Annotated in this window: 14 protein-coding genes and 4 tRNA genes; 5 read left to right on the forward strand and 13 right to left on the reverse strand. The window is 65.8% G+C overall.

All coding sequences use genetic code 11. The features are described from left to right. The 12 genes from J7367_RS18835 to J7367_RS18890 all read right to left on the reverse strand — a co-directional run. Positions 1–607: GTP-binding protein (locus J7367_RS18835; protein WP_209028970.1), on the reverse strand; the 607-nt coding region annotated here is incomplete at its 3' end. Positions 608–653: 46 nt separating this feature from the next. Beyond that, positions 654–729, reverse strand: a tRNA-Thr gene (locus tag J7367_RS18840). Between the two features lie 33 nt (positions 730–762). Then, positions 763–836 (reverse strand) — tRNA-Gly (locus J7367_RS18845). Between the two features lie 29 nt (positions 837–865). After that, positions 866–951 (reverse strand) — tRNA-Tyr (locus J7367_RS18850). A 154-nt stretch (positions 952–1,105) separates the two neighbouring features. Beyond that, positions 1,106–2,197 (reverse strand): redox-regulated ATPase YchF, encoded by a 1,092-nt coding sequence (gene ychF, locus J7367_RS18855; protein WP_007968859.1) that lies wholly within the window; start codon positions 2,195–2,197, stop codon positions 1,106–1,108. Between the two features lie 74 nt (positions 2,198–2,271). After that, positions 2,272–2,856 (reverse strand): aminoacyl-tRNA hydrolase, encoded by a 585-nt coding sequence (pth, locus tag J7367_RS18860; protein ID WP_057662700.1) that lies wholly within the window; start codon positions 2,854–2,856, stop codon positions 2,272–2,274. Positions 2,857–2,907: 51 nt separating this feature from the next. Then, complete coding sequence (locus tag J7367_RS18865) at positions 2,908–3,543, reverse strand: 50S ribosomal protein L25/general stress protein Ctc (RefSeq protein WP_003486759.1); 636 nt, start codon at positions 3,541–3,543, stop codon at positions 2,908–2,910. Positions 3,544–3,650: 107 nt separating this feature from the next. Next, the gene (locus J7367_RS18870; protein WP_003486761.1) at positions 3,651–4,610 is read right to left on the reverse strand and encodes a ribose-phosphate diphosphokinase; all 960 of its coding nucleotides are present in this window, start codon (positions 4,608–4,610) and stop codon (positions 3,651–3,653) included. Positions 4,611–4,754: 144 nt separating this feature from the next. Continuing rightward, positions 4,755–4,831, reverse strand: a tRNA-Gln gene (locus tag J7367_RS18875). Positions 4,832–4,834: 3 nt separating this feature from the next. Next, positions 4,835–5,722, reverse strand: a complete 888-nt coding sequence (ispE, locus tag J7367_RS18880; protein WP_007965850.1) for a 4-(cytidine 5'-diphospho)-2-C-methyl-D-erythritol kinase — start codon at positions 5,720–5,722, stop codon at positions 4,835–4,837. Next, positions 5,704–6,357 (reverse strand): lipoprotein insertase outer membrane protein LolB, encoded by a 654-nt coding sequence (gene lolB / locus J7367_RS18885; RefSeq protein ID WP_057662699.1) that lies wholly within the window; start codon positions 6,355–6,357, stop codon positions 5,704–5,706. The genes ispE and lolB overlap by 19 nt, the downstream gene beginning before the upstream one ends. Beyond that, on the reverse strand, positions 6,354–8,042 hold the full coding sequence (locus J7367_RS18890) for a tetratricopeptide repeat protein (protein ID WP_057662696.1): 1,689 nt from the start codon (positions 8,040–8,042) through the stop codon (positions 6,354–6,356). Before J7367_RS18890 ends, lolB begins: the two co-directional genes overlap by 4 nt. Positions 8,043–8,107: 65 nt before the next feature. On the opposite strand from J7367_RS18890, the gene hemA reads away from it, so the two are divergent. From hemA to ppk2, 5 genes are all read left to right on the forward strand, one after another. Next, positions 8,108–9,406, forward strand: coding sequence for a glutamyl-tRNA reductase (gene hemA / locus J7367_RS18895; protein WP_057662692.1), 1,299 nt, complete (start codon positions 8,108–8,110; stop codon positions 9,404–9,406). After that, on the forward strand, positions 9,384–10,469 hold the full coding sequence (gene prfA, locus J7367_RS18900; RefSeq protein WP_017155005.1) for a peptide chain release factor 1: 1,086 nt from the start codon (positions 9,384–9,386) through the stop codon (positions 10,467–10,469). Before hemA ends, prfA begins: the two co-directional genes overlap by 23 nt. Then, complete coding sequence (locus J7367_RS18905) at positions 10,466–12,172, forward strand: tetratricopeptide repeat protein (protein ID WP_057662690.1); 1,707 nt, start codon at positions 10,466–10,468, stop codon at positions 12,170–12,172. The genes prfA and J7367_RS18905 overlap by 4 nt, the downstream gene beginning before the upstream one ends. Positions 12,173–12,575: 403 nt before the next feature. Further along, the gene (moaB, locus tag J7367_RS18910; RefSeq protein ID WP_007965858.1) at positions 12,576–13,094 is read left to right on the forward strand and encodes a molybdenum cofactor biosynthesis protein B; all 519 of its coding nucleotides are present in this window, start codon (positions 12,576–12,578) and stop codon (positions 13,092–13,094) included. A gap of 32 nt (positions 13,095–13,126) precedes the next feature. Further along, positions 13,127–13,909: a polyphosphate kinase 2 gene (ppk2, locus tag J7367_RS18915; protein WP_057662689.1), complete on the forward strand. Its 783-nt coding sequence runs from the start codon at positions 13,127–13,129 to the stop codon at positions 13,907–13,909. On the opposite strand, the gene J7367_RS18920 is transcribed toward ppk2, so the two are convergent. After that, a complete protein-coding gene (locus tag J7367_RS18920; RefSeq protein WP_007965861.1) occupies positions 13,891–15,111 on the reverse strand; it encodes a hypothetical protein in 1,221 nt (406 codons plus the stop codon). The genes ppk2 and J7367_RS18920 overlap by 19 nt on opposite strands. Positions 15,112–15,133: the final 22 nt, after the last annotated feature.

Consider the following 15,133-nt stretch of genomic DNA (forward strand, 5'->3'; position numbering starts at 1 on the left):
GAATGAACGAATCCAGCGCTTCAACCAGCTTCAGGATCGCCGGCACACCGATGTCGCTCTGATCGCCGTCCAGCGCCAGACGCGCCGAACCGTGGATGATCGGGGTGTCGTCGCCCGGGAAGTCGTACTTGCTCAGAAGCTCGCGCACTTCCATCTCGACCAGCTCGAGCAGCTCGGCGTCGTCGACCATGTCGGCCTTGTTCAGGAACACGACGATGTGCGGCACACCGACCTGACGCGAGAGCAGGATGTGCTCACGGGTCTGCGGCATCGGGCCGTCAGCGGCCGAGCACACCAGGATCGCGCCGTCCATCTGCGCCGCACCGGTGATCATGTTCTTGACGTAGTCGGCGTGGCCGGGGCAGTCGACGTGCGCGTAGTGGCGGGTCGGGGATTCGTATTCGACGTGCGCGGTCGAAATCGTGATGCCGCGCGCCTTCTCTTCCGGCGCCGCGTCGATCGCGTCGTACGCCTTGAACTCACCACCGAAACGCTCGGCACCGATCTTGGTCAGCGCAGCGGTCAACGTGGTCTTGCCATGGTCAACGTGACCGATGGTGCCGACGTTCACGTGCGGCTTGGTGCGCTCGAATTTAGCTTTTGCCATGGGTGCGTGTCTCGGTAATCGTTTGGAGTTGAAGACGATTGAGTAATGGTGCTCACGAAAGGAATCGAACCTTCGACCTCCTCCTTACCAAGGAGGTGCTCTACCGACTGAGCTACGTGAGCGAGTTTTGCATTATGCCATGCATTTGCGTTCAATGGAGCGGGAGACGGGAATCGAACCCGCACCATCAGCTTGGAAGGCTGAGGTTCTACCGTTGAACTACTCCCGCGCCGGGAACTGCATGCCACAACGTGAAACTGGTGGAGGGAGGTGGATTCGAACCACCGAAGGCGTAAGCCAGCAGATTTACAGTCTGCCCCCGTTGGCCGCTTGGGTATCCCTCCAGCTTTTACTACCGGACCTGTGCGCCGCGAGGCGAATTCGGTTCGGGGTGAAGCAGCCCGTTATTTTGTTGTGGGACGCATGCAGTGTCAACAAAAATTTTGAGCAATCCTTCACTCTCAACGACACGCGGCGTCGGGCGCCACGCACAGCCGATCACACGTTGAAGCGGAAGTGCAGCACATCGCCTTCCTGGACACGGTATTCCTTGCCTTCCAGGCGCAGGCGCCCGGCATCGCGGGCGCCGGTTTCGCCGCGGTACTTGATGAAGTCATCGAAACCAATCGTTTCGGCGCGGATGAAGCCCTTTTCGAAATCGGTATGGATCACGGCAGCAGCCTGCGGCGCGGTCGAACCGGCCTTGACCGTCCAGGCACGCACCTCCTTGACCCCTGCAGTGAAATACGTCTGCAGGCCCAGCAGCGTGTAGGCCGCACGGATGACGCGATTCAAGCCCGGCTCTTCCAGACCGAGATCGGTCAGGAAGCTGTCGCGATCGGCATCGTCCAGCTGCGACAGCTCTTCTTCGATGGCCGCCGAGACCGGCACCACTTCGGCACCTTCGGCAGCCGCATGCGCGCGCACCGCATCCAGGTGCGGATTGTTCTCGAAGCCGTCTTCCAGCACGTTGGCGATGTACAGCACCGGCTTGAGCGTCAGCAGGAACAGATCGCGCACCAGCGCCTTTTCTTCCTCGTCCAGACCGGCGGCACGACCCGCCTTGCCGTCCGCTAACGCGGCCTGCAGTTTGGCCAGCACCGGCTTGCGCGCCGCTGCATCCTTGTCGCCGCCCTTGGCGCTGCGTTCGGCACGGTTGAGGGCCTTTTCCACGCTGTCCAGATCGGCCAGCGCCAGCTCGGTATCGATGGTTTCGATATCGGCGATCGGGTCGACCTTGTTGTTGACGTGGATGACGTCGTCGTTCTCGAAGCAACGCACCACGTGGGTGATCGCATCGACTTCGCGGATGTGCGCCAGGAACTTGTTGCCCAGACCTTCGCCGCTCGCCGCGCCGGCCACCAGGCCGGCGATATCGACGAACTCGACCGCGGTAGGAATCAGCTTTTGCGGCTTGACGATGTCAGCCAGCTGATTGAGACGCGGATCCGGCACCGGCACGATGCCGACGTTCGGCTCGATGGTGCAGAACGGGAAGTTGGCCGCAGCGATGCCGGCCTTGGTCAGCGCATTGAACAGGGTCGACTTGCCGACGTTGGGCAGGCCGACGATGCCGCATTTGATACCCATGGGTCACATCCGGGATTTGGGATTCGGGATTGGAGATTCGTCATGCCACATGGCCGCGAATCCCCAATCCCCAATCACGCATCCCTGCTGGTATGCAGGCGTTTCATCGCTTCGTTGAAATTGCCTTCCATCGCCAGCGGCAGCACATTGATGGCGGCGTCCACCGCAGCGCCGATCGCCGCATCGTCCTCGCGCCCTGCCCGCCCCAGCACCCAGGGCACCACGCGGTCCTTATGGCCGGGATGACCGATGCCAACGCGTAGACGGTGAAATTTGCCGTGCCCGAGCAGGCGGATGGTGTCGCGCAAGCCGTTTTGCCCGCCGTGACCGCCGTCGAACTTGAGCCGCGCGGTACCGGGCGCCAGATCCAGTTCGTCATGGGCGACCAGCAGGTGTTCGGGCTCGATCTTCCAGAACCGCAATGCGGCAGTGATCGACTTGCCACTGAGATTCATGAAGGTGGCCGGCTTGAGCAGCCAAACCGGCTGTCCCGCGATCTCGACCTTGGCGGTCTCGCCGAACAGCTTGCTGTCCAATGCCCAGCGGGCGCCACCGCGCTCGATGAGGGCATCGACGAAACGAAACCCGGCGTTGTGCCGGGTTTGCGCGTGTTCCGGACCGGGATTACCGAGCCCGACGATCAGGCGGAGTGCAGACATGCCAGTGACCGCAGCCGATCCCGCGCGCAATGCGAGGGATCGGCCGACGGATTACTTGGTCTCGGCGCCTTCGCTGCCTTCTTCGCCGGCAGCGTCGTCTTCCTCGATCCGCACGTGCTTGGCAGCAACCACGGCCACGTCGTGTTCCTTGCCCAGCTTCAGCTCCGGAATTTCGACACCGGCCGGCAGCTTGATTTCGGACAGGTGGATCACGTTACCCACTTCCAGTGCACCGAGGTCCACTTCGATGAACTCCGGCAGATCCTTCGGCAGGCAAACCACCTGAACTTCGTTGAGTTCGTGGGTGACGACCACTTCGCTCGACTTGCCGGCCGGCGAGGATGCTTCGTTGATGAAGTGCAGCGGCACGGCAGCACTGAGCTTCTCGTTGGCGCTAACGCGCTGGAAGTCGATGTGCATGATCAGCTGCTTGAACGGATGGCGCTGCATGTCGCGCAGCAGCACCTGCTGCACGTCGCCATTGAGGTTCAGGTCCAGGATGGACGAGTAGAACCACTCGTTCTGCTGGGCGAGCCAGATCTGCTCGTGGTTGAGCTGGATGCTGACCGGCTCGAGTTCGCCACCGTACACGATGGCCGGAATGACGCCAGCGTGACGCAGGCGGCGGCTCGCACCCTTCCCCTCGTCAGCGCGGCGCTCGACCTTGATTTCATGAGTCTTTGCCATTGGATTTCACTACCTGGTTGGAACACCGCCTCGCGGCGATGAAGCGTCTCACCCGCGACCAGGTGAGACGTGTGGCGGCACCCGGGAATCGGGCACCGAATGGGGCATCAGTCGACGTAAAGCGAGCTGACCGATTCGCCGAAGGCGATACGGCGGATGGTCTCGGCCAGCAGTTCGGCCACGCTCAGCTGACGAATCTTGGCGCAGGTGCGCGCCGCTTCGCTCAGCGGAATCGTGTCGGTGACCACCAGCTCGTCGAGCTGCGAATTGTTGATGTTGTCCACCGCCGGGCCGGAGAGCACCGGGTGGGTGATGTAGGCCACGACCTTGAGCGCACCGCGCTGCTTCAGCGCTGCGGCAGCGGCGCACAAGGTACCAGCGGTGTCGACCAGGTCGTCGACCAGCACGCAGGTCTTGCCCTGCACGTCGCCGATGATGTTCATCACGGTGGCCACATTGGCGCGCGGACGGCGCTTGTCGATGATGGCCAGATCCGCATCGTCCAGACGCTTGGCGACGGCGCGCGCGCGCACCACGCCGCCCACGTCGGGCGACACCACGATCAGGTTGTCGGTGCCGTAGGCGCGCCAGATGTCGGCCAGCAGCAGCGGCGAGGCGTAGACGTTGTCGACCGGCACATCGAAGAAACCCTGGATCTGGTCGGCATGCAGGTCGACCGTCAGCACGCGGTCCGCCTCCATGGCGCAGATCATCTTGGCAGCCACCTTGGCGGTGATCGGCACGCGCGAGGAGCGCATACGACGGTCCTGGCGCGAATAACCGAAATACGGGATCACCGCGGTAACGGACTGGGCGCTGGCGCGCTTGAGCGCGTCGATCAGCACCAGCAGTTCCATCAGGTTTTCGGCGCTGGGCGCACAGGTCGGCTGGATGACGAACACTTCCTGCCGACGCACGCTTTCTTCGATCTCCACCTGCACTTCGCCGTCGGAAAAACGCGTGACCAACGCCTTGCCCATGCGAACGCCCAGTTCCTTGCAGATGCTCTGGGCAAGCGGCTTGTTGGCATTGCCGGAGAACACCAGCAGATTACGTTGGTCTTGCATGAGATCTCTCGGGCGGCGGCGAAGAGCGTGCGGATCGATGGTGGAGCAGGACAAAGCCGAACCAATGCCGGGCTTTCGTTCGAGGTGTTGCAGACGGATCTGCAGTGAAACCTAGTGCAGGCGGACCTGCCTTTCTCGACAAACTGGCAGGGGCGGTAGGATTCGAACCTACGAATGCCAGGATCAAAACCTGGTGCCTTGGGCCTCTTGGCGACGCCCCTGCATCAAACTTGTCTCGCGTCCCGTGCGTCGAGCAACGGCGAGTGCGATGCACCCTCCGCCACCCACGCCCGCAGGCCGCCCGGCAACTGCGCCAGCGCCTGCTCTGCAGCAGCGCGCGTGGCGAATTCGACGAAACAGCCACTTCCCGACCCGGTCAACCGCGGTGTACCGACCCTAGAAAGCGCCTGGAACACGGCCTCGACGGCGGGTTCGCGGCGCCGCAGAACCGGCTCGAACGCATTGTCGAGCAGAGAACCGGAAGCGAAGTCCGCTATTTTCGCGGGCGCGGCATCCCGCGTCAATTCCTGTGATCGAAATAACGCTGGTGTCGGCACGTGAACGCCGGGATCGACCAGCAGATAAGCCGCTTCCGGCAGGGAAATCGGGGTCAGTTGTTCGCCCACGCCTTCGGCCCAGGCATTGTGGCCGCGCACGAAGACCGGCACGTCTGCGCCCAGCTGCAAGCCCAGCTCGGCCAGCGCATCGGCCGCCAGACCCAGGCCCCACAAGGCATTGAGCGCCACCAGCACGGTCGCCGCATCCGAGGAGCCGCCGCCGAACCCGCCGCCGGCCGGGATGCGCTTGTCGACCCGAATCTCCGCGCCCGCCTGGGTGCCGGTTGCCGACTGCAGCAGGCGCGCGGCGCGGATCACCAGGTCATCGTCTTCGGCCACACCGGGCAAACTCTCGCCCGCGCGGCGGATCTGGCCGCCGCGACGCACGCGAAGATGAACGGTATCCCCCCAGTCCAGCAGCCGGAACACGGTCTGCAGCAGGTGGTAGCCGTCGGCCCGGCGCCCGGTGATTTGCAGAAACAAATTCAGCTTGGCCGGCGCGGGCCAGGCCGACCAATCGCTTCCCGGCGCGTCCATCAGGGCGATACGGTCCATTGGTCGACCAGCAGGCGCACCTTGGCCTCGCCGTTACGGGCTTCGATCCGCTGCGGCAGCGCGGGCTGCTCGGCGCTGGCTGGCGTCCAGGCCAGAAAGTCGATCGTCCAGCCGTCCTGCTGCACGGTGCGCGGGCGCCCGGCGGCATCCAGGTCGACGCGTGCGGCGCCCGCATCGGCGATGCGCAGCGCGCGCACCCAGTCCGGCATCTGGTTGACCGGGATGGTCCAGCCGGTTGCTTCCAGCAGCACCTGCTCGGCATCGGGACCACTGCGCGGACCGCCATCCAGCCCTTCCAGCCGGCCGGCGCCACTGGTGGTGTCGCCGGTGAGCACCCAGCTTTGCCGGGTGACCGGCGCGCTGAGTTGCACGCGGTAGCGTGGGCCGTCCTGCTGCCAGTCGATGCGGCCGCTGCCGCCGTTGCGGTCCTTGCTGATCGCCACCCGGCCCTGGAAGGACCAGTGGGGATGCGCCTGCAACCAGGCCTGGCGAGCGGCTTCAGCCTGGCGCGCACTGTCGGAGACGTGATCGACCACCGCCGCCCCGCTGCCCTGCCCGCGCGGCACGCTGACGCAGGCCGACAGCCCGACCAGCACCAGCCCGCCCAGGGCCAGCGTTCGGACCATCTTGCTCATAGCCCGAACTTCTCCACGGCACGCTGCAGCGCACGGTTGTCGGGGTCGAGACGGCGCGCTTCATCGAAGTAGCGACGTGCTTCATCCTGCTTGCCGCTGACCCACAGCACTTCGCCCACGTGGGCCGCGATTTCCGGGTCCTTGACCAGCGCCCAGGCGCGGCGCAGTTGCACCAGGGCTTCCTTGGTGCGGCCCATCCGGTACAGCACCCAGCCATAACTATCGACGATGGCCGGGTTGTCCGGGTCGGCGGTGCGGGCGCGGTCGATCAGCGCCAACGCTTCCTTGTAGCGGGTAGTGCGGTCGGCCAGGGTGTAGCCCAGCGCGTTCAGGGCTGCGACGTTTTCCGGTTCGGTCACCAGGATCTTGCGCAGATCGGCCTCGGCACGCGGGACATCGTCGCGTCGCTCCCAGGCCAGCCCGCGGGCGTACAGCAACGCGCTATCGTCCGGGTAGGCGGCCAGGCCACGTTCGAACGCGTCCAGTTCGCCAGGTGCATCGTCGGCCCGCTGATGCAGCTCGGCTTCGAGCACGTAGGCGTCGCGGCGCGCGTCATCGTCGGCACTGGCGTCGCCCTGCAGGGCGCGGGCTTCGGCAAGCGCTTCGGGCTTGCGGCCCAGTTCGTACAAGGCGCTGGCGGCGCGCAGACGCGCCTCGCTGAGTTGCGGACCACCCGGCACGCCGCGATACCACTCCACCGCCTCGTCGTAGCGCTTGAGGAATTCGGCGATCTTGCCCAGCAGCAGACGGCGGTCCGGATCGGGCTTGGTGGCGTTGCTCTTGAGCTCGGCGTACAGCGCCTCCAGCGAGCTGCGGTCTTTTTCCTTGGCCAGCATCGAGGCACGCAAGCCATAGGTCTGGGTGTCCTGCGGCCCGGTCGAGAGCACGCGTGCAGCAGCTTCGGTCTGGCCCATGGCGTCGTAGGCGAACGCCAGCGCGCCGCGCAGCTCGGAATCCTTGACCGCCTGCGGTTCGATGTTCTTCAACAGCGTCAGCGCTTCGTCGTTCTTGCCTTCCTGCTGCAACTGGGTGGCATGCAGCAAGGCCACGCGCGGCTCTTCGGGGAAGCGGCGCACCACCTCGTCGACGATGCGCTTGGCCAGCGCCGGGCGCTCCATGCGCAGCGCGAGCCGGCCGAATTCCTGCCAGGCTTCGATCTGATTCGGGATGGCGCCGGCCTTGACCAGGTCTTCGAGCACGTCGGCCGAGGCTTCCGGCTCGCGACCGCCGTTGGCCAGGGCGATCAGCGCAAAGCGCCAGCCACGCGGATCGGGCTCCTTGAGCAGGCCGAGCAGGTCGCGGCGTGCGGTGCGCAGGTCGTTGCGGCGCAGGGCCAGCGAGGCCTCGGTGCTGCGCATGGACATCGACGACGGTGCGCGGGCGCGCCACAACGCCAGCGCCTCGATCGCGCGCGGGTCGTCGTTGGCCAGCATGGAGATGCGGGCGGCGCGCTCGGCCAGCCCGGCATCGCCGGCTTCGGCCTTGGCGGCGTCCAGGTAGGCGCGCGCGGCATCGTCCAGTTGCCCAGCCTGCAAGGCGAATTCGCCGGCGAGCACGGGTTCCAGCGACGAGGCGCCGGCACTGCTTGGCGGCGGAGCGGGCGGGGCTTTCTTGGGTGCTGCGGTGGCACTGGCGGAGACTGCGACCAGCAGAAGAACACACAGGATGCGAATCGGTACAGGCATCGGGGGCAACCGGGCCGTAAAATGGGGCCCTGAATGGCCGCCAGCTTATCGCAAGCAACTGAACAATGACGTTGTGGGTGCTCGGACTGAATCACCAGACCGCACCTGTGGACCTGCGCGAACGCGCGGCGTTCGCAGGTGATGCGCTGCCGCGCGCGCTCGAATCGCTGCGTGCGCTGCCCCAGGTAAGCGAGGCCGCGCTGCTGTCCACCTGCAACCGTACCGAGTTGTATGCGATGGCCGAGGAGGCGCACAGCCTGGTCACCTGGCTGGAAACCCACGCGCCCGGGCTGAGCGGTTATCTGTACCAGCACCAGGAAGCCGAGGCGGTGCGTCACCTGTTCCGCGTCGCCACCGGGCTGGATTCGATGGTATTGGGAGAACCCCAGATCCTCGGCCAGGTGAAGGACGCCTGGGCAGTGGCGCGGGCGCACGGCGCGCTGGGCAGCGGGTTGGACCGGCTGTTCCAACAGACCTTTTCGGTGGCCAAGCGCGCGCGTACCGACACCCGCGTGGGCGCAAATCCGGTGTCGGTCGCATCCACGGCGGTGCGGTTGGCACAAGACTCGTTTGCCCGGCTCAACGAATCGACGGTGTTGCTGATCGGTGCCGGCGAAACCATCGAACTGGCGGCCAAGCATCTGAGCGAAGGCCGCGTGCGCCGCCTGCTGATCGCCAACCGCACCCTCGCCCACGCGCAGACGCTCGCCAGCCAGCACGGCGGCTTCGCCTTGCCGCTGACCGATCTGGAACGCCACCTGGCCGAGGCGGATGTGGTGTTTTCGGCCACCGCTGCACGTGAGCCGCTGGTGACACGCGCACAGGTGGAACAGGCATTGCGCGCACGCAAGCGCAAGCCGATGCTGCTGTTCGACCTGGCAGTGCCGCGCGATATCGAGGCCTCGGTGGGTGAGTTGAGCGACGCCTACCTGTACACGGTGGATGACCTGGAACGCGCGGTCGAAGACAACCGCCGTGGCCGCCGCGAAGCGGCCGACCAGGCCGAAGCCATCATCGACCTGCAAGTGGCGCGCTATGTCGAAACCTTGCAGGCCAACGCGCGCCAGGCACCGCTCAAGCGGCTGCGCGCCTTCGGCGATAGCACCCGCGACGAGCTGCTGGCCAAGGCGCGCCAGCAGTTGCACAACGGCAAACCGGCCGACGAAGTGCTGGAGCAGCTGGCGCATGCGCTGACCAACCGCCTGCTGCATCCGCCCACCGCCGCACTACGCGATGCGGCGCTCAACAACGACCTGGAATTGACCACTGCGGCCGACCGGCTGTTTCCGGAAAAACCGGGTTACCAACATCCCCCCATAGCTACCCCGATCGTGAGGACCGATGACGCCGACCCTGCGCCGTAAGCTCGAAGCGCTGGCCGAGCGCCGCGAAGAACTGCAGCACCTGCTCTCCGACCCCGATGTGGTGGGCAACAACGACACGTTCCGTACGCTTTCGCGCGAACTGTCGCAACTGGAGCCGGTGGCGGTGGCGCTGGAAGAGGAGGCGCGCGCCAAGGCCGACCTGGCCACGGCCGAGGCGCTGCGCAACGACCCGGAGATGCGCGAGCTGGCCGAAGAGGAAATGGCCGCTGCACAGGCGCGCCTGGAACACCTCGATGCACAGCTGGCCGCGCTGCTGGTACCGCGCGACCCACGCGACGACGGCAACCTGTTCCTGGAAGTGCGCGCCGGCACTGGCGGTGACGAAGCGGCGATCTTTGCCGGCGACCTGTTCCGCATGTACGCACGCTACGCCGAGCGCCAGGGCTGGAAGGTGGAAATCGAATCCGACAGTCCCGGCGAGCACGGCGGCTACAAGGAGGTGGTGGCGCGGGTGGTCGGGCGCGGTGCGTATTCGCGCCTGAAGTTCGAATCCGGCACCCATCGCGTGCAACGCGTACCGGCAACCGAATCGCAAGGCCGTATCCACACCTCGGCCGCAACGGTGGCGATCATTCCCGAAGCCGACGACGTGGAAGAGATCACGATCAATCCAGCCGATCTGAAAGTGGACACGTTTCGCTCGTCCGGTGCGGGCGGCCAGCACGTCAACAAGACCGAATCGGCGATCCGCATCACCCACGTGCCCAGCGGGGTGGTGGTGGAATGCCAGACCGAGCGCAGCCAGCATGCCAATCGCGACAAGGCGATGAAGCGATTGAAGGCGCAGTTGCTGGACACCGAACGCAGCAAGGCGGCAGCGGCCGAAGCGCAGACGCGCAAGTTGCAGGTGGGCAGCGGCGACCGCAGCCAGCGCATTCGTACCTATAGCTTTCCGCAGGGTCGCATCACCGACCATCGCGTCGAAGGGCTGACCTTGTACGACCTGCCCAACATCATCGAAGGCGATCTGGATGCATTGATCGGGAGGCTGCTGCACGAACATCAAGCCGACGAACTGGCACGGTTGAGCGATAGCCCGTGAGTGCGCAGTTCCCGCGCGAGCTGCTACAGCTGCGCGAGCACGTGCGACGCCAGCCCGGCGATTTCGTCGCCTGGTTGATGCTGGCCGATGCCGAGCTGGGCATGGGCGTCACCGCTGCCGGCGAGACTGCCGTGCAGCGCGCGCTGGCGCTGCATCCGGGCCATCCAGAAGCGGTGGCGCGGCTGGGACGGGTGCGCTGGGCGCAACAGCGCCATGCAGAAGCGGCCACGCTGCTCCAACAGGCCTCGGACCTGGTCCCGCAGCATCCGGGGATCGCCCTGTGGCTTGGGCACGCGCTCGAAGATGCAGGCCAACCGGAACAGGCCGCGGCCGCCTATACGCGCGCCCATCAGCTGCTGCCCGACGAGCCCTATATCACCGCACAACTGCTCAACTGGCGACGCCGCTTATGCGATTGGCGCGAACTGGAATCGCTGGCTGCACAGGTGCGCACCGCAGTCACGCAAGGCGAAGCGGCCGTGGAGCCTTTCGCGTTCCTGAGCGAGGACGCCAGCGCTGCGGAGCAGCTGGCGTGCGCCCGCACCCGCGCGCAGGCGATTGCCTCTTCCGTGCGCCCGCTGCCAGCGGCAACGCTGCGCAGCCGCGGCACGCTGCAACTCGGATTCGTGTCCAACGGCTTTGGCGCTCACCCGACGGGCTTACTGACGGTGGCCTTGTTCGAAGCGTTGCAGCGACGCCAGCCGGACCTGCAGGTGCAATTGTTTGCAACCAGCCCGGACGATGGCAGCGACATTCGCGCGCGCCTGGCGCAGGCAACGCGCATGCACGATGTCACCGCGCTGGGGCATCTGGCAACCGCGCAACATATCCGCAACCAGGGCATCGATCTGCTGTTCGATCTGCGCGGCTGGGGCGGTGGCGGACGACCGGAAGTCTTCGCATTGCGGCCGGCACCGGTGCAGCTCAACTGGCTGGCGTATCCGGGCACATCTGGCGCGCCGTGGATGGATTATGTGCTTGGTGACGCCATCGCGTTGCCGACGTCGCTGGAGCCGTTCTACAGCGAACGGGTGCTGCGCCTGCCGCGCGCATTTCAACCATCGGACACCTCGCGCACGGTGGCCGAAGCGCCATCGCGCGCGCAGTGCGGGCTGCCGGATCACGCTGTGGTGCTGTGCTGCTTCAACAACAGTTACAAGCTCAATCCACGCAGCATGGCGCGCATGCTGGCGGTGCTGCGCGCGGTGCCCGGCAGCGTGCTGTGGCTGCTGTCCGGCCCGGGCCAGGCCGATGCGCGAATGCGTGCAGCAGCGCAGGCACAGGGCGTGGACGCGCAGCGGTTGGTCTTCATGCCGAAACTGCCGCATCCGCAGTATCTGGCGCGCTATCGACATGCGGACCTATTTTTGGATACGCATCCGTACAACGCGCACACCACCGCCTCCGATGCGTTATGGGCAGGTTGCCCGGTCTTGACCACACCTGGTCAGACGTTTGCCGCGCGTGTGGCCGGCAGCCTGAATCATCATCTGGGGCTGGATGAAATGAATGTGGCCGATGACGCTGCATTCGTGGCCACGGCGGTAGCGTTGGCGAGTGACCCGGCGGCACTGAGTGCGTTGCGTGCACGGGTGGCGGAGCGTCGGCGCGAGTCGGGCGTGTTCAATATGGATGGGTTTGCGGATGCATTCGGAGAATTGATGCGTGGGGTCGCGGGAACGCATGGTTGGTTAGGGGTTTAGCAACGGCCTCTACGTTATGGATCGCCGTCTGCCGCCGTACCCTGACCTCAACTTCCGCGCCTTGCCCTGGCCCGCGCTTGCGGCGCGGGCGCTCAAGGCACGTGCGCCCATGGCGCGCAGGCCGTACCTCCTCGCCCCGGGCGGGAGAGCGGTTTAAAAGCGTCATTGAATTTCTTCGAGACCTTTTCAGGCCATGGAAACAACCTGCCGAGGCCGCAGCATGGCCGGGGCTTGGCACAGAGCGGCACACGGATCTGCCGCGACGGCGAATCAGACGGATGTCTGCCGAGCCGAGGAGCCGATCCCCGGCCGCGCTATCGCACTGACCGAAGCCAGCAGCTGAGTTGTGCGGCTTCACGCCGTGGTGCTGTACCCGGCCGCCCCGGCTCGCTAGGCTTGAGGCATGCCTTCCACTCTCGACTTCATTTCCTTGCGCCTGTGTGTGCTGACGGTGTCCGACAGCCGCACCCTGGCCGAGGACCGCTCCGGCGATTACCTGGCCGATGTCCTTACCCATGAAGGCCACGTCCTGCACGAACGTGCACTGTGCCCGGACGACCGTTACCGGATGCGTGCGATCGTCTCCGGCTGGATCGCAGATGCGCAGGTGGATGGGATCCTGATCACCGGTGGCACCGGTTTTACGGGTCGCGACAGCACCCCGGAAGCGATCACCCCGTTGCTGGACAAGGTCATGCCTGGCTTCGGCGAGATGTTCCGCGCGATCAGCGTGGAAGAAATCGGCACCTCCTCACTGCAGTCGCGCGCCTTTGCCGGGCTGGCCAATCACAGCTTCGTGTTCTGCCTGCCCGGCTCCACCTCGGCCTGCCGCACGGCCTGGGAAAAGATCGTGCGCGCGCAGCTGGATGCGCGCACCAAGCCCTGCAATCTGGCGACATTGCGTCCACGCTTGGGCGAATAGCCTGCGCGCTTTCCACCGCTGCTGGAACGCGCATGTCGCACTTGAAACGCAAGGCTTATAAAAAATTGCTGGCGCCAATGCAGTTGGAACTGGTGGACATGGCGCGCTGGTTGCGCCACACCAACCAGCGTGCCCTGGTCCTGGTGGAAGGCCGCGACACCGCCGGCAAGGGCGGCGTCATCCAGACCATCGCCAGCCACCTCAACCCACGGCAGTGTCGCGTGGTGGCGCTGCCCAAGCCCAACGACCGCGAAAGCACGCAGTGGTATTTCCAGCGCTACGTCACGCACCTGCCGGCCGCCGGCGAACTGGTGCTGATGGATCGCAGCTGGTACAACCGCGCCGGCGTCGAGAAGGTGATGGGCTATTGCACCGACGCGCAATACGACCTGTTCCTGGAGCAGGCGCCACGCTTTGAACAGATGCTGGTCGACGACGGCATCCTGCTGTTCAAGTACTGGTTGTGCGTGGACCAGGCCGAGCAGGAAAAGCGCTTTGCCGAACGCCGCGAAGACCCACTCAAGGGCTGGAAGCTGTCGCCGGTGGACCTGCAGTCACGCACCAAATACGACGACTACACCGCCGCGCGCGAACGCATGCTGGAGGCGACGCATACGCCCGAGGCACCGTGGACGCTGGTGGATTTCAACGACCAGAAGCGTGGCCGCTTGAGCCTGATCCGCGATCTGCTGGACCGGCTACCGGACACCGCTGTGCCCGATGCGCTGGTGCAGCTGCCGCCATTGCCCGGCAAGCTGCACAAGGAACGCTATGGCGTACTGGAACCGATTGACGATTACGCCGCCCAGTCCTGAGAGACTTCGTCGCTGGCGGCCGTGGCACGCGGTAGCGGGTGCAGGCCGGCCTGACGTTCGACCTGCTCGGCCTGCAGCACCAGCTGGCTCAGACGCTGACTGAACAATTGCATGAAACCGCGATGCAGCGGGCGCATCGCTTCCATGTAGTCCACATCGTCGGCCTGCGCACCGAGTGGGCTGCAGGACGACAGCAGCACTTCGTCCAGGCGCAACGCGCTGTCGGGCAGGCGTACCAGTGCGGCGCGGCGGAGCCAGTCGCGCATGCCTTCGCGGTACTCGGCGGCCAGGATGTAGGCCACTTCGACCTGGTCCAGGTCCACATCCGGGTTCCATGCCAGCACCTGGATCACCTGCGAACGCTCGTCCAGCATGCGACCTTCGGCGACCAGTGCATGCAATTGCTGCAGCAGGCGCCATTGCACGCCGGCGGCCTCGCGTTGGGCGGTCGGCATGGTCTCGATGGCCAGCGCCAGACGCCGCGCAAACAACGCCGGCACCTCGGACAGCACGATCGGGCCGGCATCGGCGCCGAGCAGAAAACGTTCGGTGCGCAGGGCCGCGGTGTCGGGCAGATAGCCGTCCTGCAGTGGGCGCATCACGCCGTGGTCGAGCAGCGACAGCACCACATCCAGCCAGTAGCGGCGTTCCTGCTGCAGCGTGCGGTTGGCGGCGGCGTTGTGCCAGGCCTGACGCACATCGTCCAGGCGCACGATGCAGGACTGCGCATCCAGCCCGTCCCACGGTGCGCGGGTGGCGTCGTTGGGGTCGAAGGTTTCCGCGCTGAGCATGCCGCCGCCGAAGCGGTGCCAGGCTGCGCCACGCTGGGCGCCGGCCGGGTCCGGTCTGGCCGCGGCCACGGGCGTTGCGGTGGCCGGGCGCAGGAGTGCGGCGTAGGCATCGGCCCACGAATCGGGCAAGCGCGCCGACAGCGGGTAGCTTGCCGAGGGCTGAACCAGCCCCTGGCGTGCCAGACGCAGGCTCCACACCACTGCGCCGATCACGATGCCGCTAAAGACCCAGGCCAGCAGCCAGCTGGTTGCCGCCTGTCCGGTTTGTAGCACGCGAGTTTGCGGGTGCAGAAACAACAACCAGCCGCTGCCCAGCAGGACACCGAGATACAGCCACGGCGCCAGCTGGCGGTTGCGGCGATGCGCGGGCAGGTCGTGCCCGTCGTTGCGGTCTTGAGATGGAGCGGCCATTACATTCCCCGTGCACGCCTGA

The sequence above is a fragment of the Xanthomonas sp. D-36-1 genome (assembly GCF_017746155.1).
Classification (GTDB): domain Bacteria; phylum Pseudomonadota; class Gammaproteobacteria; order Xanthomonadales; family Xanthomonadaceae; genus Xanthomonas; species Xanthomonas cissicola.

Excerpts from the sequence above, each read along its gene's own strand:
- hemA (WP_057662692.1), top strand. The coding sequence starts at position 8,108 with ATGACGTTGTGGGTGCTCGGACTGAATCACCAGACCGCACCTGTGGAC.
- prfA (WP_017155005.1), top strand. The coding sequence starts at position 9,384 with ATGACGCCGACCCTGCGCCGTAAGCTCGAAGCGCTGGCCGAGCGCCGC.
- J7367_RS18865 (WP_003486759.1), bottom strand. The coding sequence starts at position 3,543 with ATGGCAAAGACTCATGAAATCAAGGTCGAGCGCCGCGCTGACGAGGGG.
- lolB (WP_057662699.1), bottom strand. The coding sequence starts at position 6,357 with ATGAGCAAGATGGTCCGAACGCTGGCCCTGGGCGGGCTGGTGCTGGTC.
- pth (WP_057662700.1), bottom strand. The coding sequence starts at position 2,856 with ATGTCTGCACTCCGCCTGATCGTCGGGCTCGGTAATCCCGGTCCGGAA.
- ppk2 (WP_057662689.1), top strand. The coding sequence starts at position 13,127 with ATGTCGCACTTGAAACGCAAGGCTTATAAAAAATTGCTGGCGCCAATG.
- J7367_RS18890 (WP_057662696.1), bottom strand. The coding sequence starts at position 8,042 with ATGCCTGTACCGATTCGCATCCTGTGTGTTCTTCTGCTGGTCGCAGTC.
- moaB (WP_007965858.1), top strand. The coding sequence starts at position 12,576 with ATGCCTTCCACTCTCGACTTCATTTCCTTGCGCCTGTGTGTGCTGACG.
- J7367_RS18920 (WP_007965861.1), bottom strand. The coding sequence starts at position 15,111 with ATGGCCGCTCCATCTCAAGACCGCAACGACGGGCACGACCTGCCCGCG.
- J7367_RS18870 (WP_003486761.1), bottom strand. The coding sequence starts at position 4,610 with ATGCAAGACCAACGTAATCTGCTGGTGTTCTCCGGCAATGCCAACAAG.
- ispE (WP_007965850.1), bottom strand. The coding sequence starts at position 5,722 with ATGGACCGTATCGCCCTGATGGACGCGCCGGGAAGCGATTGGTCGGCC.
- ychF (WP_007968859.1), bottom strand. The coding sequence starts at position 2,197 with ATGGGTATCAAATGCGGCATCGTCGGCCTGCCCAACGTCGGCAAGTCG.